The organism is Bordetella sp. FB-8 (assembly GCF_000382185.1).
Taxonomy (GTDB): domain Bacteria; phylum Pseudomonadota; class Gammaproteobacteria; order Burkholderiales; family Burkholderiaceae_B; genus Bordetella.
Map to the genome: position 1 here is coordinate 910,612 of NZ_KB907784.1, position 15,334 is coordinate 925,945.

14 protein-coding genes are annotated in these 15,334 nt (G+C 66.4%); 5 read left to right on the forward strand and 9 right to left on the reverse strand.

The genetic code is table 11. The features are described 5' to 3' along the window. The first annotated feature begins 210 nt into the window (after window positions 1-210). From ilvA to H143_RS0104275, 3 genes are read left to right on the forward strand one after another with little or no spacing between them, the layout of a single operon-like run. A complete protein-coding gene (gene ilvA / locus H143_RS0104265) occupies window positions 211-1,722 on the forward strand; it encodes a threonine ammonia-lyase, biosynthetic (RefSeq protein WP_019936990.1) in 1,512 nt (503 codons plus the stop codon). Between the two features lie 43 nt (window positions 1,723-1,765). After that, window positions 1,766-2,530: an SDR family NAD(P)-dependent oxidoreductase gene (locus H143_RS0104270; protein ID WP_019936991.1), complete on the forward strand. Its 765-nt coding sequence runs from the start codon at window positions 1,766-1,768 to the stop codon at window positions 2,528-2,530. A 52-nt stretch (window positions 2,531-2,582) separates the two neighbouring features. Beyond that, window positions 2,583-3,356 carry a sulfite exporter TauE/SafE family protein gene (locus H143_RS0104275; RefSeq protein ID WP_019936992.1) on the forward strand — a complete coding sequence of 258 codons (774 nt, stop codon included), beginning with the start codon at window positions 2,583-2,585 and terminating at the stop codon, window positions 3,354-3,356. A 57-nt stretch (window positions 3,357-3,413) separates the two neighbouring features. Here H143_RS0104275 and H143_RS0104280 read toward each other — a convergent pair whose 3' ends face one another. From H143_RS0104280 to purT, 9 genes are all read right to left on the reverse strand, one after another. Then, a complete protein-coding gene (locus H143_RS0104280) occupies window positions 3,414-4,607 on the reverse strand; it encodes a CaiB/BaiF CoA-transferase family protein (RefSeq protein WP_019936993.1) in 1,194 nt (397 codons plus the stop codon). Beyond that, window positions 4,607-5,158, reverse strand: coding sequence for an adenine phosphoribosyltransferase (locus tag H143_RS0104285; protein ID WP_026349716.1), 552 nt, complete (start codon window positions 5,156-5,158; stop codon window positions 4,607-4,609). Before H143_RS0104285 ends, H143_RS0104280 begins: the two co-directional genes overlap by 1 nt. Before the next feature lie 142 nt (window positions 5,159-5,300). Beyond that, complete coding sequence (cydC, locus tag H143_RS0104290) at window positions 5,301-6,983, reverse strand: thiol reductant ABC exporter subunit CydC (RefSeq protein WP_019936995.1); 1,683 nt, start codon at window positions 6,981-6,983, stop codon at window positions 5,301-5,303. After that, the gene (gene cydD / locus H143_RS0104295) at window positions 6,980-8,716 is read right to left on the reverse strand and encodes a thiol reductant ABC exporter subunit CydD (protein WP_019936996.1); all 1,737 of its coding nucleotides are present in this window, start codon (window positions 8,714-8,716) and stop codon (window positions 6,980-6,982) included. The genes cydC and cydD overlap by 4 nt, the downstream gene beginning before the upstream one ends. Continuing rightward, entirely contained in the window at window positions 8,713-8,832 is a 120-nt protein-coding gene (gene cydX, locus H143_RS21935) for a cytochrome bd-I oxidase subunit CydX (RefSeq protein WP_019936997.1), read from the reverse strand. The genes cydD and cydX overlap by 4 nt, the downstream gene beginning before the upstream one ends. A 17-nt stretch (window positions 8,833-8,849) precedes the next feature. Continuing rightward, the gene (gene cydB, locus H143_RS0104305) at window positions 8,850-9,995 is read right to left on the reverse strand and encodes a cytochrome d ubiquinol oxidase subunit II (RefSeq protein ID WP_019936998.1); all 1,146 of its coding nucleotides are present in this window, start codon (window positions 9,993-9,995) and stop codon (window positions 8,850-8,852) included. Between the two features lie 17 nt (window positions 9,996-10,012). Further along, window positions 10,013-11,587, reverse strand: a complete 1,575-nt coding sequence (locus tag H143_RS0104310) for a cytochrome ubiquinol oxidase subunit I (RefSeq protein WP_019936999.1) — start codon at window positions 11,585-11,587, stop codon at window positions 10,013-10,015. 44 nt (window positions 11,588-11,631) lie between these two features. Further along, window positions 11,632-12,177, reverse strand: a complete 546-nt coding sequence (locus H143_RS0104315) for a GbsR/MarR family transcriptional regulator (protein WP_019937000.1) — start codon at window positions 12,175-12,177, stop codon at window positions 11,632-11,634. A gap of 184 nt (window positions 12,178-12,361) precedes the next feature. Further along, window positions 12,362-13,582 carry a formate-dependent phosphoribosylglycinamide formyltransferase gene (gene purT, locus H143_RS0104320; protein ID WP_026349717.1) on the reverse strand — a complete coding sequence of 407 codons (1,221 nt, stop codon included), beginning with the start codon at window positions 13,580-13,582 and terminating at the stop codon, window positions 12,362-12,364. 131 nt (window positions 13,583-13,713) lie between these two features. Between purT and H143_RS0104325 the strand changes: the two genes are divergently transcribed. Beyond that, window positions 13,714-14,697 (forward strand): SIS domain-containing protein, encoded by a 984-nt coding sequence (locus H143_RS0104325; RefSeq protein ID WP_019937002.1) that lies wholly within the window; start codon window positions 13,714-13,716, stop codon window positions 14,695-14,697. Between the two features lie 32 nt (window positions 14,698-14,729). After that, window positions 14,730-15,332, forward strand: a complete 603-nt coding sequence (locus H143_RS0104330) for an HAD family hydrolase (RefSeq protein ID WP_019937003.1) — start codon at window positions 14,730-14,732, stop codon at window positions 15,330-15,332. The last annotated feature ends 2 nt before the right edge of the window (window positions 15,333-15,334 follow it).

The following is a 15,334-nucleotide window of genomic DNA, read 5'->3' on the forward strand; positions in this document are numbered from 1 at the left end:
AGACGAGGAGGTAGCCCTAAAAACCCATTCTAGAACATCACCGCAAGGCGGCTCGGTAATAACCCCAGGACAACGCTTTAAGGGGGGCGCAAGCCAGGCAGCCGCGGCGCTCGGCAGCCAGCGCGCCGGCCGCCATATGGTACGCTCGTTGACCCGCCGGCGCCTGAATGTAGGACGGGCGGTTCGGCATCCCTTCCCACGCCCGCCTCCATGTCCACCGACTATCTCAAACGCATCCTGACCTCCAAGGTCTACGACGTCGCCATCGAATCGCCGCTCGAACCCGCTCCCCTGCTTTCGCGGCGAATTTCGAACACGGTGCTGCTCAAGCGCGAGGATACGCAGCCGGTGTTCAGCTTCAAGCTGCGCGGGGCCTACAACAAGATGGCGAACATGGCGCCCGGGGCGCGCGCGCGCGGCGTGATCGCCGCTTCGGCCGGCAATCACGCCCAGGGCGTGGCGCTGTCGGCCAGCCGTCTGGGTTGCCGAGCCGTGATCGTCATGCCCACCACAGCGCCTGAGGTCAAGGTCGACGCGGTGCGCCGCCTGGGCGGCGAAGTGGTGCTGGCCGGCGAAAGCTTCAGCGAAGCCTATGAGCACGCCAAAAAGCTTGAGAAAAAGGAAAAACTCACCTTCGTCCATCCGTTCGACGATCCCGACGTGATCGCCGGCCAGGGCACCGTCGGCATGGAAATCCTGCGCCAGCACCCGGACGAGATCGAGGCCATCTTCGTGGCGGTCGGCGGCGGCGGCCTGATCGGCGGCGTGGCGGCCTACGTGAAACAGCTGCGTCCCGACATCAAGATCATCGGCGTGCAAACCGAAGATTCCGACGCCATGCTGCGCAGTGTGCGCGCCGGGCGGCGCGTGCAGCTGACCGACGTGGGCCTGTTCGCCGACGGCACTGCCGTCAAGCTGGTAGGAGAGGAAACTTTCCGCCTGGCGCGCCAGTACGTGGACGATTTCGTCGTGGTCGACACCGACGCGATCTGCGCCGCCATCAAGGACGTTTTCCAGGATACGCGCAGCGTGCTCGAACCTTCTGGCGCCATGGCAGTGGCTGCCGCCAAGCAATATGCCGCCCAGCACAAGTTGCGCGGCAAGACGCTGGTGGCCATCGCCTGCGGCGCCAACATGAATTTCGACCGCCTGCGCTTCGTGTCGGACCGCGCCGAGGTGGGCGAGATGCGCGAAGCCGTGTTCGCCGTCACCATGCCCGAACAGCGCGGCAGCTTCCGCCGCTTCTGCGAGTTGGTGGGCGAGCGCAGCGTCACCGAGTTCAACTACCGCATGGCCGATGACGGCGACCGCGCCCATGTCTTTGTCGGCCTGCAGGTGTCCGCGCCGACCGAACCGGGCAAGATCGCCGCGCATTTCCGCAAAAACGGTTTCGACACGCTGGATCTGACCCACGACGAATTCGCCAAGACCCACCTGCGACATATGGTGGGCGGCCGTTCGCGCCAGGCGGCCAACGAGGTGCTCTACCGCTTCGAGTTTCCCGAGCGGCCCGGCGCCTTGATGCGATTTCTGAACGCCATGAACCCGGACTGGAACATCAGCCTGTTCCACTATCGCAACCAGGGCGCCGACTACGGCCAGATCGTGATCGGCATCCAGGTGCCGGCCGGCGAAAAAAAGCAGTTCCGCAATTTCGTCACCGAGCTCGGCTATCCGCACTGGAACGAGACCGACAATCCGGCGTACAAGCTGTTTCTGTAAGCTTTCCACAGCCCTTTTCCCATTACCGAGGCCAAGCATCGCCATGAAAAAAGTAGCCTTCATCACCGGCGCCACGTCCGGTTTCGGCCGCGCCGCCGCGCGCCGCTTCGCCGCCGGCGGCTGGTCGCTGGTGCTGTCGGGCCGCCGCGCCGACCGTCTGGAAGAACTGAAGAAAGAATTGTCGGACAAGGTGCCCGTGTACATCGCCACGCTGGACGTGCGCGACGCCGCGGCCGTGCAAGCCATGGTCGATGCCCTGCCCGCCGATTTCCGTCCGATCCGCTCGCTGGTCAACAACGCCGGCCTGGCCCTGGCGCCCGTGCCCGCACAGAAAGTCGAGCTACAGGACTGGCACACCATGATCGACACCAATATCACCGGCCTGGTCAACGTGACCCACGCGGTGCTGCCCCTGCTGCTCGAAACCGGCGCTGGCGCCAGCATCATCAACCTGGGTTCAGTAGCCGGACAGTGGCCCTATCCCGGCGGCCACGTCTACGGCGCCTCCAAGGCCTTCGTGCAGCAGTTCTCGTACAACCTGCGCTGCGACCTGCCGGGCACCGGCGTGCGCGTGACCGACATCGCGCCGGGAATGGCCGAGACTGAATTCACGCTGGTGCGCACCAAAGGCGACCAGGACGCATCGGACAAGCTCTATCGCGGCACCACGCCGCTCACGGCCGAAGACATCGCCGAGCAGATCTACTACGTAGCTACCCTGCCGGACCACATCAACATCAACCGGCTCGAGATCATGCCCACGCGCCAGTCCTGGGCGCCGTTCGCCATCGACCGCGACAAGACCTGACCGGCCCGCGCACGGTTTCCTCCCACCGCACCCAAAAAAAGGCCATCGCTCTTTGAACGAATCCTCCGCGGCGACGCTGACGGCCCATCCCTGGGCTCTGGCCTTCGCCGGCCTGGCCATGCTGGCCGCGGGCACGATGCGCGGCTTCAGCGGCTTCGGCGCGGCCATGCTGGGCATGCCGGCGCTGTCCATGGTGTTCCCGCCCGCGCTGGCGGCCCCCATCATGACGAGCATCCAGGTGCTCTCCAGCCTGCAGACTGCGCGCGCCGACAGACCGCACATCCTCTGGCGGCAGGCTCTCATCCTGGCGGCGGCCAGCGGTCTGGCGGCCCTGGTCGGCGCCCGGCTGCTGGTCGTGACCACCCCCTGCGTCAGCCGCCTCATCATGGGATGCATCGTGCTGGCGGCCGTGGCGGTCCTGGCCTCGGGGTGGCGCTACCGCAGCCAGCCCCGGCTCGGCCTCACGCTGTCCGCCGGCGCCTTCTCCGGCCTGGGCAACGGCTTTGCCGCCATCGGCGGTCCGCCCTTGGTGGCCTATTTCCTGGGGGGGCCCTTCTCGCCCTTGAACGCCCGGGCCACCATGACCATTGTCTTCGCGGCGCAAAGCGCGGTGTCGCTGCTGACATTGGCCGCCATGGGCAAAGTGTCGCTGCACACGCTGCTATTCGTGCTGATCGCCTATCCCTTGCAGGCCGCCGGCATCGTGCTGGGACGGCGCCTCTTCCTGCGCCATGGCGATTCGCACTACCGCCGCGTCTGCATCCTCATCCTGGCGCTGATGGCCCTGCTGCTGATCGCGCGCTCGGCCTGGGACAGTCTGACCTGATTTTCAGGCCAGCACGCTGCATGCCCGCTCATCGGGCCGTACTGCAGCGCCCATAACTCAGGCCACAACGCCTTTGCGCAGAAGATCCCGCACTTGATCCTCGGTACACCCCAGGCTCTTCAGGAGATCGAGCGTGTGTTCCCCCACCTTCGGCGGATCCATGCGGACCTCGAGCCGGCTGCCGTCAAGGGTAAAGGGCAGCAAGGGCGCCTTGACCGTGTGGCCCGCCTTAGGCCCGTCGGACAAGCGCACATCCGCCAGCCCGCCGGTGGCAAGCAGATGCGGATCGTCGTACAAGTCCGCCGGCTTGTGGATCGGCGCATAGGGCAGCCCGGCGCGCTCCATCGCCTGGGCCAGTTGTGTCACGCTGCGATCGGCAACGCGCGCCCCGATGGCCGGAATAATGCGGGACCGCTGCGCGACGCGCTGGTTGTTGGTGCCCAGTTCCGGGTCGGCCTTCAGGTCCGCCAGGTCCAGAGCATCGCAGAAGGCCAGCCATTGCGGGTCGCTGACGGCGGCGAGGAAAATCTGCTCTCCATCCTTGACGGTGAACACGTCGTACACCGCCCAGGGATTGTCGCGCGCCGGCATGGGCGCAGGGTGCTTGCCGGTCAACGCGAACTGCAGCATGTGCTGGCCCATCAGGAACACATTATTCTCGTAGAGCGCGGACTGCACTTGCATGCCCCGCCCGGTGATGCCGCGCTGAATCAGCGCGCCCAACACGCCGATGGCGCCGAACATTCCGCCCATGATGTCGTTGACGCTGGCGCCGGCCCGCAGCGGATCGCCCGGCCGGCCGGTCATGTAGGCCAGGCCGCCCATCATCTGCACCACCTCGTCCAGCGCGGTCCGGTGCTCGTAAGGCCCGGGGAGAAAACCCTTGTGGCTGGCGTAGATGACGCGCGGGTTGACCTTGGCGAGCGAGTCGTAGTCCAAGCCGTACTTGACCATGGTGCCCGGCTTGAAATTCTCGACCACGACATCCGCCGTCGCGACCAGGCGCCGCGCCATCATGGCCCCCTCTTGCGAGTGCAGGTCTATGCCTATGCTCTTCTTGTTCCGGTTGCACATTGGAAAGAAGCCCGAACCGGCTCCCGTCAGCCTGCGGCTGTGATCGCCGCCCACCGGCTCGACCTTGATGACCTCCGCGCCCAGGTCGGCCAGCACCATCCCGCAGGTGGGACCCATCACCATATGGGTAAATTCGACGACGCGCAGGCTTGACAGGGGCTGGGGAGCCTGGCCCATCAGTCCTCGCCGTCCTTGAGCGTGCAGACGGCATAGAACGGCGTGCCCGTGACCGCGACCTTGGTCGAACCGCCCAGGTCGGGCAAGTCGGCGATGGCGGCCGCCTCCAGCACATTGGCGCCCAAGCGCTGCAACAGCTTGATGGCGGCGAGCATCGTGCCGCCGGTGGCGACCAGGTCATCGATCAGGACGACGCGCTGGCCGGTGCGCACCGCGTCGGCGTGTACCTCGACCTCGGATGTGCCGTATTCCAGCGTGTAGGACTCCGACACGGTGCGGCGCGGAAGCTTGCCGCGCTTGCGTATGGGCACGAAACCCACGTTCAGGGCATAGGCCAGCGCGCTGCCGATGATGAAGCCGCGCGCATCCACGCAGGCGATCAGATCGATGCGCTTGCCCATATAGCGATAGACGAACAAATCGATGAGCACGCGAAAGGTGCGCGCATCCTGGACTACCGGGGTGATGTCGCGAAAGACGACCCCGGCCTGAGGCCAGTCCGGGACACTGCGAATGGCGCGACGGATGAGATCGACGGAGTCGGCCTGCATGGTGATGTCCCAAAAAAAGCCCCCACGCTGCGCCCTCGGCTTGCTGCCCCCCAAGGGGGCTGCTTTTTGCCTTGGGGCGGCCCGGCGACAAAAAAGATGCAAACCGCACTATAGCCGCAACCGCGGTGCCAAGGCCCGTCGCTTACATAGTTTCCAAGGCCTGGAGACGACCATCGTGCAGGCGCAGCCGGCGATGCACCGCATCGCGCGGCAGCGCGGCATGCGTGACCAGCACCGCCGCGCGCCCGGCCAGGGCTTGCGGCAGGTCGCCCAGGAAAGCGGCCTCGGTCTCGGCGTCCAGCCCTACCGTAGGCTCGTCCAGCAGCAGCACCGAGGCCGGCGCCAGCAGCGTGCGCGCCAGGCACAGGCGCCGCGCCTGCCCCGCAGACAGCGCCGCGCCCGTCTCGCCTACCCAGCTGTCCAGGCCGCGCGGCAAGCCGCGCACGAAAGTATCCAGGCGCGCCGCGCGCAAGGCCGCCCAGAGCGCAGCATCGTCGGCCGCGGCATCGCCGATGCGCAGATTGCTGCGTACCGTACCCAGGAAAACCGGTGCATCCTGGGACAGCAGCGCAATGCGGCGCTGTACATCGGCCTGCGCGCATAGCCGCAGATCGCATCCGCCAAAGCGCACCTCGCCCGCGCCGGGGTCTTCGACGCGCAGCAGCAGGTGCAACAGCGTGGACTTGCCCGCGCCGCTGGCCCCGACGATCGCCACCCGCTCGCCGGGCATCAGCGTGAAATCGACGCCGTCCAGCACCCAGGACTCAGCCTCTCCCGATACTTGCGGGTAGGCATAGCGCACACCCTGCATCGCGAGGATGCCCGACTCCGGCATCGCCAAGGGCTGCGCCGGGTCCTGCAAATCGGGATCGGATCCCAGCAAGGCCGACATGCGTCTGGCCGCCGCTCGCGCGGCACCCAGGCGCGAAGCGCCGCGCATCACGGGCCCGGCCACTTCAAAAACCGCTAGCGCAGCCAGCAGCAGCCCGGCCAGGTAGGGTCCGGACACGCGCCCTGCGGCAATGGCCGGCAGCCCCGTCCACAACACGGCCAGCAACGCCAGGCCGGCCGCCGCCTGCAGAACCCACTGTCCATGCGCGGCCAGGCGCGACTGCGATTGCCGCGCCTGGGCGGCCAGGCCACACAGCCGGTCGGTGTGGCGCAGCACGGCGGCGCGGGCGCCCATGGCCTCGATATCGCCGTGGCCTTCGACGGCATCGAGCACGGCGGTACGCAGATCGGCAGCGCTTTGCTGTGCCTGAGTACCGGAGCGCCGCGAGGCGATCGCCAGGCCCACCGGCACCAGCAGGCAGGCCGCCAGCAGACACAGCAGCAGAACCAGACCCGCCAGAGGCAGGCTGCACGCGACCACCAGCGCCACCGCAAGCCCGCCCAGCAGGGCCGTGGCGATGGGCGCGAGCACGAAGAGAAATACCGTGTCCAGGGCGTCCACGTCGCTGGTCAGCCGCGCCACCAGATCGCCGCCGCGAAAGCGCGCAAGCTGCCTGGGCGTCAGCCGGGCCAGCTTGCCGAAGAGCGTGCCGCGCAAATCCGCGAGCAGGTGCAGTGTGGCGCCGTGTCCGACCAGGCGCTCGGCATAGCGCGCGCCGATGCGCAGAAAAGACAGGCCGCGCACCAGGGCAGAGGGGGCGAACAGATTGAAATCGGATCCAGCGCCAGCCAGGGCCGCGCCCGCCAGGAACCAGCCCGATACGCCAAGCAGGCCCACGCCGGCCGCCACGGCCAGCAAGGCGAGCAGCAAGGCCAGCGCCAGGTCCGCGCGACGCCGGCGATAGAGCGCGAAAATCGATACGCCGCGCCTCATAGCTGGACCACGCTGCCTTCGACCAGCTGCAGCCGGCGCGCAAAATGCCGGGCCACCGCATGGGAATGCGTGGCCAGCAGCAGGCTGCGCCCGCGGGCATATTCGACAATGGACTCGATCACGCGCTCCTGCGTGGCCGCATCCAGATGCGCCGTCGGCTCGTCCAGCAACACCAGACCCGCGTCGCGCAGGAACAGCCGCGCCAGGGCCACGCGCTGCGCCTGCCCACCCGAGAGTCCCGCGCCGCGCGGCCCCAGCGTTGTCTCCAGGCCCCGCGGCATCGCCTGCGCGAATTCCGACACGCAGGCGCGCCGGGCGGCGTCGGCCACCTCGGCGAGGCTCGCATCGGGTTTGGCAAAACGGATGTTGTCGGCGATCGTACCTTGGAACAGATAAGGCTTCTGGCCGATCAGCGCGACGCGCGCGCGCAGTTCCGGTTCTTGCCAATCCTGCAATGGTGTGCCGTCCAGCAGAATTTCGCCTCGCGCGGTCCGCAGTCCGCACAGCGCTTCGAGCAGCGTGGTCTTGCCGGCGCCGCTGGCGCCCATCAGGACGACATGTTCACCGGCAGCCAGCCGCAGTTGCGCCTCGCGCAACACCGCTTGAGGACGACCCGGCGCGTCGACCGTCAACGCCTGCGCCGTCAGGCTCAAGGCCTGCGCCACGCCTGGGGCGACGGCCTGAGCAGCGGTGTCCGACACCGGCTCGCCTGGTTCGGGCAGGCCGTCGAACAGCCTGTCGATCTCGGCCACGGCCGCCCGCGCGGCGGCGCGATCGTGATAATGCGCGGCGAACTGACGCAAGGGCGCATAGACTTCGGGCGCCATCAGCAGGCAGAAGAACCCTGCCCGCAGGCCGAAAGCCGGGTCTGGCGCACCCAGCAAGCCCAGGTAGCGCAGGCCGATGTACAGGGCCACGCCGGCCACGCCCAGCGCGGCGAAGAATTCCAGCACGGCCGAAGACAGAAAGGCCACGCGCAGCACCGCCATCGTGCGTGCGCGCAGGGCTTCGCTGGCCTGCGCCACATCGACGGCCGCGTCATCGGCCCGGCCATATAGTTTGAGCGTGGACAATCCGCGCAGCCTGTCCGCAAAAAAACCCGACAGCCTGGCGATGGCCCGAGCGTGGCGTCGGCTGGCCGCCTCCGCGCCCCAGCCCACCAGGGCCATGAATACCGGAATCAGCGGCGCGGTAATGAACAGCAGCAGTCCCGCCACGATGCTCTGCGGCAGCACCAGCACCGAGAACGCCACGGGCAGCACACCCGCCGCGCCCACGGCCGGAAGGTATTTGGCGAAGAAACCTTCCAGTGCGTCGGTCTGCTCGACCAGTGCGCTGGCCAACTCGCCCGAAACCTGACGACGCGTCCATTGCGGACCGGCGCGCAGCAAGCGGTCGAACAGCGCCAGCCTGATCCGGTGCTTGATGGTCTCAGCGGCCCTCGCGCCGGCGCGCTCGGCCAACCAGGCCAGGACCGCACGCAGCAGGATCAGGCAGCCGATGGAGGAGATGGGCCGCAAAAGCTGAGCGCGGCTTGCGCCGTGGACCAGCGCCGCGTCCAGCACACCGGCCAGAAGCCACGCCTGCAAGGCCAGTAAGGCTCCCGCCAGTAGCGGCGCCGCCCCCGCCACGGCGAGCGGCGCGCGCGCCAGCCTGGCCTGACCGGACAACCAGGCGGACTGGACCTTGGAGGCCGATTGCGGCGCGTGTTCGATGCCCGACAGGCCGCTCACCGATCCTGTGCGGCCGGATCATCACGCCGCGCTTCGCGCAGTTCGAACCACATGGCGTTGAGAATGCCGAAGGCGCAGGCCAGACCCAAACCCAATATCCACGAAAAGTACCACATGGCAAAAAACCTCCGGCTCAATACGAATTGGGCGTACCGCCCACGGATTCATGCGTGACCTTGCCCCGCATGACGCGATACACCCAGGCGGTGTAGCTCGTGATGATGGGTAGGAAGATCACCACCGCCACCAGCATGATCCACAGGGTCAAGCGGCTGGACGAGGCATCCCAGACAGTCAGGCCGGCCGCCGGTTGCGAGGACGAGGGCAACAGAAAAGGAAAGAGCGCAAAGCCCGTCGTGAGAATGACACCGGCGATCGAGGCCGCCGAGGCGATGAACGCCAGCGCGCCGGCGCCCGGCGCAAGCAATACGAACAGCGCGCCCGCCACGCCCAGCACCGGCGCGATCCACATCAGCGGCCATGTATGGAAATTGTTCATCCAAGCGCCGACGTGCATCGTCACGGTCTTGACCAGGGGATCGGACGGCCCGTTCATGTCGAATCCACTCGCGACCTGGCCTTTCAAGCCATAAGCCACCCAGAAGCCGCCCAGCACGAAGAGCGCGATGGCCAGCAAAGCGGCCAGCCGGGCCCAGCCGCGTGCGCGGCTGGAGATGGGATCCTCGGTGCGCCAGGCCAGCATGACCGCGCCGTGCATAACCAGCAAGGCCACGCTCAGCACGCCCGACAGCAGCGCGAAAGGGGAGAAGAGCTGATAGAACATGCCGGTGTATACCGGCCGCATGGATCCCGGGTCCAGGCCGTGCGGCACGCCCAGGATGACGTTGCCCATGGCCACGCCGCACACCAGCGCGATCACAACGCCTGAAAAGCACAGCACGCCGTCCCACGTGTTGCGCCAGGCGGAACCTTCGAACTTGCTGCGGTACTTGAACCCCACCGGGCGCAGGATCAGCGCCAGCAGGATCAGCATCATGGCCAGGTAAAAGCCCGAGAACGAGGCCGCATACAACATGGGCCAGGCGGCAAAGATCGCGCCGCCCGCGGTGATCAGCCATACTTGGTTGCCTTCCCATACGGGACCCACCACATTGATGACCACGCGCCGCTCGGCATCGGTCTTGCCCACCAGCGGCAGCAGCGCCGCGACGCCGGCGTCGAAACCGTCCATGACCGCGAAGCCGATCAGCAGGGCGCCCATGAGCCCCCACCAGATGACACGCAGCGTGGCATAGTCCAGAGGAATCAGGTTTTCCATTTTCTATCTCCCTTTGCTCAGGCGTCCAGCACCGCGTGAACGGTTCCCAGGTCTTTGCCGGCCAAAGCCGGTGCGCTGTCCTTGGGACCCGTCTTGATGGCATGCAGCATGACCTTGACGCCGACGATGAACAGCACCGTGTAGAGCACGACGAAGATGCCCAGGGTGCTGGCCACATCGAGCAGCGACAGGCCGGACGCCGCGTAATAGGTCGGCAGCACGCCTTCGATCACCCACGGCTGGCGACCTACCTCGGACACGAACCAGCCCGACTCGATTGCAATCCAGGGCAGCGGCAGGCTCCACAGCGCGATCTTGAGCAGGAGCGGGCAATGCGCCAGCTTGTCCTTGGATGCCATCCAGAACGCCACGGCAAAGAACAGGATCAGGTAGATACCCACGCCCACCATGAGGCGGAACACGAAGAACAGCGGCATCACCGTAGGCACGGTATCCCATGCCGCCTGCTGGATCTGCGCATCGGTGGCCTTGGACAAATCGGGCTGGTAGCGTTTGACCAGCAGGCCATAGCCCAGATCCTTCCAGTTGCCCGCGAACGCCTTGCGCGCGTCTTCGTCCTTGGGGTTGGCACGAATGCGCTGCAGATCCTCATAGGCCGTGATCCCCGAGCGGATGCGCACCTCGGCGCGCTTGACCAGGTCGTTGATGCCCAGCAGCGGCTCGGTGAGCGAACGCGTGCCGATCAGGCCCATCACGTAGGGTATGTGGATGGCGAAGTCGTTCTTGTGCTGGGCTTGGTCGGGCCAGGCCAGCAGGTTGAAGCTGGCCGGAGCCGGCTCGGTCTCCCACATCGACTCCATGGCGGCGATCTTCATCTGCTGATGCTCGCCGGTGAGGTAGCCGCTCTCGTCGCCCAGCACCACCACCGACAGCGAAGCGGCCAGGCCAAAACTGGCCGCAACCACCATGGAACGCTTGGCCAGCTCGATGTGCCGCCCCTTGAGCAGAAACCAGGCGCTGATCGACATGATGAACATGGCACCCAGCACGTAGCCAGCGCTGACCGTATGCACGAACTTGGCCTGCGCCACCGGGTTGAACAGCACGGCGGCGAAATCCGTCATTTCCATGCGCATGGTGTCGGGGTTGAACACCGCGCCAACCGGGTTCTGCATCCAGCCGTTGGCGATCAGAATCCACAGCGCCGACAGATTGGTGCCCAGGGCCGTGAGCCAGGTCACCGACAGGTGACCCACTTTGCTCAGCCGGTTCCAGCCGAAGAAGAACAGACCGACGAAAGTGGCTTCCAGGAAGAACGCGGACAGGCCTTCGAGCGCCAGCGGCGCGCCGAAGATGTCGCCCACGTAGTGACTGTAGTAGGACCAGTTCATGCCGAACTGAAATTCCATGACCACGCCGGTCGCCACGCCCAGGGCGAAGTTGATGCCAAAGAGCGTGCCCCAGAACATCGTCATGCGCTTCCAGATGGGCTTGCCCGTCATGACGTACACGCTTTCCATGATGGCCAGCAGGAAGGACAGGCCCAGCGTGAGGGGAACGAATAAAAAGTGGTAGAGCGCGGTCGCGGCGAATTGCAGCCGGGACAGGGTGACAACATCCATGTCGATCATACGGGTCTCCTCGAACTCCTTGAAGACGAAATGCCTGCATCCGCTCATTCGTGGATGCGCAGCCTCCCGGCAAACTGCAATACTTTCTGCACGCGTGAACCCAGCTTCATCAGACGCCGCAGGGTCTCGGGGGGCAGGCGTTGCACCTCGTCGAACCAGCCGGTGGACAGTTCGATGAGTTCCAGCATTTCTCGCATGCGCTGTTGGGCGTAGACCTCGGATTCGCCCGAAGGCGACTCCATCAAAGTATCACGCAACAATGTCATGGTTGGATCGATTTCGCGCTTGCGTTTCTCCTCGGCCAGAACGCGGAATATCTCCCATACATCCCCGGGGGTTTCGAAGTAGTCCCGCCGGTCGCCCACGCGGCGCGCCGTCTTGACCAGCCGCCACGATTGCAATTCCTTCAGACTCATGCTGACGTTGGAGCGCGACACGGCCAGCGCCTCGGCGATATCGTCGGCGCACAGCGGTTGCGGCGCCAGGAACAACAACGCGTAGATCTGCCCCACCGTGCGATTGACGCCCCAGCGGCTACCCATTTCACCGAAATGCACAATGAAACGCTCGGCTTGAGGGGATATCGTCATCTGTTACATTACTTTCAATAATTTCTGAAATTATAGAATCTAAAGCAACAAGGCGCAACGACATTAGAATCCATCTCGATGGCAGTGTTATTGACCTATGACAAAAAAAGTCAAAATGCTCCGTATCGGCAGACGCCGGTCTGGCCAGTCAATGCCGGAAAAGATAGGGTCCGACCGCTCTTGCCTAACCAGCTGCCTCGACCCGCACCGCCGAAGACACCCGCAGCGCCCTGGCGCGGGCCTGTTCCACGTCCGGCGCCGTCGCCAGGCCCACGCCCATGCGTCGCTTGACGAAGGATTCGGGTTTGCCAAAGAGGCGAACATCCGTGCCCGGTTCGGCCAACGCCTGGGCCACATTGTGGAAACTCACGCCGCGGGCGTCGACGCCGCCGTAGATGACGCTGGAGGCCCCCGGCTGGCGCAGCGACGTGTCCACCGGCAGGCCCAGCAGGGCGCGAGCATGCAGCTCGAATTCATTCTGTACCTGGCTGATCAGGGTGACCATGCCCGTGTCGTGCGGGCGCGGGCTGACCTCGGAGAACCAGACCCGGTCGCCCGCCACGAAAAGCTCCACGCCGAAAACGCCCAGCCCCCCCAGCTGCGCGGTGACCGCCAGGGCGATCTCGTGCGAGCGCGCCAGGGCCGCCGGCGCCATGGGTTGCGGCTGCCAGCTCTCGACATAGTCGCCGTCGACCTGCCTGTGACCTATGGGTTCGCAGAACCGAGTTTCGATCTGCCCGGACGCGGCGCGGGCGCGCACTGTGAGCAGCGTGATCTCGTATTCGAAATCGATGAAACCCTCTACGATGGCACGCCCGCCCCCGACCCTGCCGCCCTCCTGGGCATAGCGCCAGGCCGCGGCGATGCCGGTTTCATCGCGGATTACCGACTGGCCCTTGCCCGAGGAGGACATGACCGGCTTGATGACACAGGGAAAGCCGATGCCCTCCCTGATGGCCGCCCGCAGTTCTTGCTCACTGTCGACGAACTTGTAGGGGGATGTGGGCAGGCCCAGGGTCTCGGCCGCCAGTCGGCGTATGCCCTCGCGGTTCATGGTGAGCTGGGCGGCGCGAGCCGTGGGCGTGACGCGGACCTGGCCCTGCGCCTCAAGTTCGACCAGCAGATCGGTGGCGATGGCCTCGATCTCGGGCACGATGACATGAGGCCGCTCGGCTTCGATGATCCGGCGCAGGGCCTGGACGTCGGTCATGGACACCACGTGGGCGCGGTGCGCCACCTGATGCCCCGGAGCGTCGGCATAGCGGTCCACCGCGATGACCTCCGTTCCCAGGCGCTGCAAGGCAATGATCACCTCCTTGCCAAGCTCGCCCGAACCCAGCAGCATGACTCGGGTGGCGCAAGGGGAAAGCGGGGTGCCGAGCACCGGGTCGGGAAAGGCGGTCATAAGCGAAGGAAGGGGAAAATGATGGAGGAAGCCGGACGAAACCGTCGGAAATATCCGCCTCAGGATGCCATAGCCCCCAGGAGGCGGCAACTGCGAAGGGAAAATCCTTCCGGTACGATTAAAATCCCCCGATGCCCGATCAATTTTCCCCCGACCAAGCCCTGGTTTCGGCCCGCTGCACGCTACAGACCGAGATCCAGGGGCTGCAGGACCTTTCCGCCCGCCTGGACGGCAGTTTCGGCGCAGCCGTGCGCCTGCTGCTGGACTGCCGCGGCCGCGTGGTCGTAAGCGGCCTGGGCAAGACCGGCCATATCGCCCGCAAGATCGCCGCCACTCTGGCCTCCACTGGCACACCCGCTTTTTTCGTACACGCCGCCGAAGCGGTGCATGGCGATCTGGGCATGATCACCGCCGCCGACGTGCTGATCGCCCTGTCCTATTCCGGCACAGGCGCCGAACTGCTCACCATCGTTCCCCTGGTGCGCCGCATGGGCGCGCGCCTGATCTCCATCACTGGCAATCCCGCGTCCGACCTGGCCCGGCTGGCCGACGTCCACCTGGACGCCGGCGTCACCCAGGAGGCCTGCCCCCTTAGCCTGGCCCCCACTGCCAGCACCACGGCCTCGCTGGCGCTGGGCGATGCCCTGGCCGTGGCCTGCATGCAGGCGCGCGGCTTCGGCACGGAAGACTTCGCCCGCTCGCACCCCGGCGGCGCGCTGGGCAGGCGCCTGCTGACCCACGTGCGCGACGTCATGCGGCAAGGCCAAGACCTGCCCACCGTACGGGAAGATGCGCCTTTATTCCGCGCGCTCGAGGAGATCTCCGCCAAGCGCATGGGCATGACTGCCGTGGTCGACGCAGCCGCCCGCCCGGTCGGCATCTTCACCGACGGCGACCTGCGCCGCCTGATCGAACGCCAGGGCGACGTACGCGGCCTTACGGTCGCGGCCGGCATGTCGCGCGCTCCCCGCTCCATCGGCCCCGACGCGCTGGCCGCCGAGGCCGCGCAAATCATGGACACCCTCAGGCTGAACCAGATGCTGGTCGTCGATGCGCAAGGCGTGCTGCTGGGCGCGCTGCACATCCACGACCTCATGGCGGCCAAGGTGGTCTGATCCGACAGGCCCGCCCCATACCCGAGTCATTCATGAATCCCCCCATCAAGCTCGTCCATCCCGCCGAAGCGCTGGTCCTGGCCCGCGTAGCACCCGCCGTACGCGAACGCGCCGCCGCCGTGCGCCTGATGCTTTTCGACGTCGACGGCGTGCTCACCGACGGCGGCCTCTACTATGGCGAAGCCGGCGAAACGCTCAAGCGTTTTCACGTCCTGGACGGCCACGGCCTGAAGCTGCTGACGCAAAGCGGCGTGAAAGTCGCGCTGGTCACGGGCCGTTCCAGCCTCATCGTCTCCCGGCGCGCCGCCGAACTGGGCATCGCCGACGTGATGCAGGACGTGCGCGACAAGAGCGCGGCCTTGAACGAGATATCGCAACGGCACGGCATTGCGCTGAACGAGACCGGCTTCATGGGCGACGACCTCATCGATCTTCCCGCCATGCAGCGCGCCGGCTTCGCCGCCAGCGTGCCCAACGCGCCGGACTACATCGTGCAATCAGCGCACTGGGTGGCCTCGCGCCAAGGCGGCAACGGCGCGGCGCGCGAGTGCTGCGACCTGCTGCTGGCCGCGCGCGGCCGGCTGGGAAGCTATTTGATGGCGCAGCCGCTGTTCGGCGACGGTGTCATCCAGTAAAG

Coding starts and splice junctions, on each gene's coding strand:
- H143_RS0104330 (WP_019937003.1), top strand. CDS start 14,730: ATGAATCCCCCCATCAAGCTCGTCCATCCCGCCGAAGCGCTGGTCCTG.
- H143_RS0104315 (WP_019937000.1), bottom strand. CDS start 12,177: ATGACGATATCCCCTCAAGCCGAGCGTTTCATTGTGCATTTCGGTGAA.
- purT (WP_026349717.1), bottom strand. CDS start 13,582: ATGACCGCCTTTCCCGACCCGGTGCTCGGCACCCCGCTTTCCCCTTGC.
- cydX (WP_019936997.1), bottom strand. CDS start 8,832: ATGTGGTACTTTTCGTGGATATTGGGTTTGGGTCTGGCCTGCGCCTTC.
- cydC (WP_019936995.1), bottom strand. CDS start 6,983: ATGAGGCGCGGCGTATCGATTTTCGCGCTCTATCGCCGGCGTCGCGCG.
- H143_RS0104285 (WP_026349716.1), bottom strand. CDS start 5,158: ATGCAGGCCGACTCCGTCGATCTCATCCGTCGCGCCATTCGCAGTGTC.
- H143_RS0104310 (WP_019936999.1), bottom strand. CDS start 11,587: ATGATCGACATGGATGTTGTCACCCTGTCCCGGCTGCAATTCGCCGCG.
- H143_RS0104270 (WP_019936991.1), top strand. CDS start 1,766: ATGAAAAAAGTAGCCTTCATCACCGGCGCCACGTCCGGTTTCGGCCGC.
- H143_RS0104280 (WP_019936993.1), bottom strand. CDS start 4,607: ATGGGCCAGGCTCCCCAGCCCCTGTCAAGCCTGCGCGTCGTCGAATTT.
- H143_RS0104325 (WP_019937002.1), top strand. CDS start 13,714: ATGCCCGATCAATTTTCCCCCGACCAAGCCCTGGTTTCGGCCCGCTGC.
- cydB (WP_019936998.1), bottom strand. CDS start 9,995: ATGGAAAACCTGATTCCTCTGGACTATGCCACGCTGCGTGTCATCTGG.
- ilvA (WP_019936990.1), top strand. CDS start 211: ATGTCCACCGACTATCTCAAACGCATCCTGACCTCCAAGGTCTACGAC.